The organism is Caballeronia ptereochthonis (genome assembly GCF_001545075.1).
Taxonomy (GTDB): Bacteria; Pseudomonadota; Gammaproteobacteria; order Burkholderiales; family Burkholderiaceae; genus Caballeronia; species Caballeronia ptereochthonis.
Window position 1 is genome coordinate 1 of sequence record NZ_FCOB02000089.1, and the last position, 1,440, is coordinate 1,440.

1 protein-coding gene and 1 pseudogene are annotated in these 1,440 nt (G+C 57.2%); both read left to right on the forward strand.

Annotated features, from left to right (window positions below; genetic code table 11):
• Positions 1 to 1,023, forward strand: a pseudogene (locus tag AWB83_RS36640) (hypothetical protein); the annotation flags it as partial.
• A gap of 187 nt (positions 1,024 to 1,210) precedes the next feature.
• Positions 1,211 to 1,440: hypothetical protein (locus tag AWB83_RS37030; protein WP_244198005.1), on the forward strand; the 230-nt coding region annotated here is incomplete at its 3' end.

A 1,440-nucleotide genomic window follows, 5' to 3' on the forward strand; every position in this document is an offset into this window, starting at 1 on the left:
ATTGTCGCCGATGCGCTCGCGACCGCTGCCGGCGGTGCGATCGCTGGAAGTTCGGGCGCGGCATCGGCGTATGACGTCGATCGGTTCAATCGGCAACTTCACCCTGACGAAAGAAAATGGGCAAAGGACAACGCGAGCAAGTTCGCGCAGTTCTACAAGGATCAAACCGGACAGAGCATCGCCGCCGACCAGGCGCAGCAGATGTTGTTGGCAAGCGGCTATCGGTTGGTGGATGCCGCAGCGAGCGCGGGCGCGGCGCCGGACGGAAACAAGTACGCAACGGCGTTCATTAGCCAGAACGCAGGTGGCATGTTTACGGCAACGCCTGCGGAGTACAACAGTCCGTTCATGTACGGCAATAGGGATGGCTCGCGTACACCGGAACAGAACGCGTTGCCGGGCGCGGTGCCGAATCCGAAGCTTGGGTTAGCTATCGCTGCGGCTTTGGCTTCGCCGGCCTTGGCTGAGGCGTTGGCGTCGATTCCGGGTGCGCCGATCTTTAGTTCAGGCGGCGGTGCGTTGGGCTCGACGGCAATGGCTTCTGCCGCGGGAACGGGAGCAATCAGTGCGGGCATCAATGCAGGGTCGCAGTATATTCAGAACGGCAGTGTCAATTCGGTGGACGTGGCGGCTGCCTTTGGCACAGGCGCGGCGGGAACGTATGGCGGGTTCCTCTGGAACGTGGCGGTCAATGCGTTCGGCGGCGCTGCAACGACTGCGATTAATAACTATCTGCAAGGAAAGAATGACAGCATCATTGGCGCAGGCTTTACGAGTGGTGCGTTTAGTACGATTGGTTATGGTGCAGGCGCAATCACTGCAAACACGATTAACTCGATCATGCGACCAACGATTAATAACGCTGGCTCGTGGGCAAGCACCGGAGCGTGGTCAGGGAGTGGTTATAACCTCTTCAACCCGAACAATACTGCGGTCATTGGTGGCGGAATCACTGGAGGAACTTTGCAAGAGATTGTGCAAGGCGGAATCAATCGAGCGCAGCAGACAGGGAGCAAGAAATGATTCGCCGATTAGCCACTGTGTTCCTATGCACGGCCTGCATTTGGCTGGTTGCCTGTTCAATTGCTTGGTTCGGTGGGGGCTATGCATACACCACGTTCAATGGCTTGCACTACGCGCCGGGATGGAATGATGTTGTTGCGATAGTCCGGATTGCGCTCCTAATAGCGTCAGTCTTTACGCTGCTTACTTGGATCAAAACAAAACACTCTTAAACGACAAAACCCAGTCTTCGAGCTGGGTTTCTCTAAACCAAACCAGTAAGACGATGAAGGCAATAAAGAGGCTCGCGGCGCTGCCGCTCACGGCCCTAGTATCGATCGCATCCCACGCGCAGATTGCTCCGACGCCCGCCGACGAAGCAGCCGCAGCACGAGCGAATGCAGAGCAGAACCAGCAGGTACAGCAACAACGCGAAGC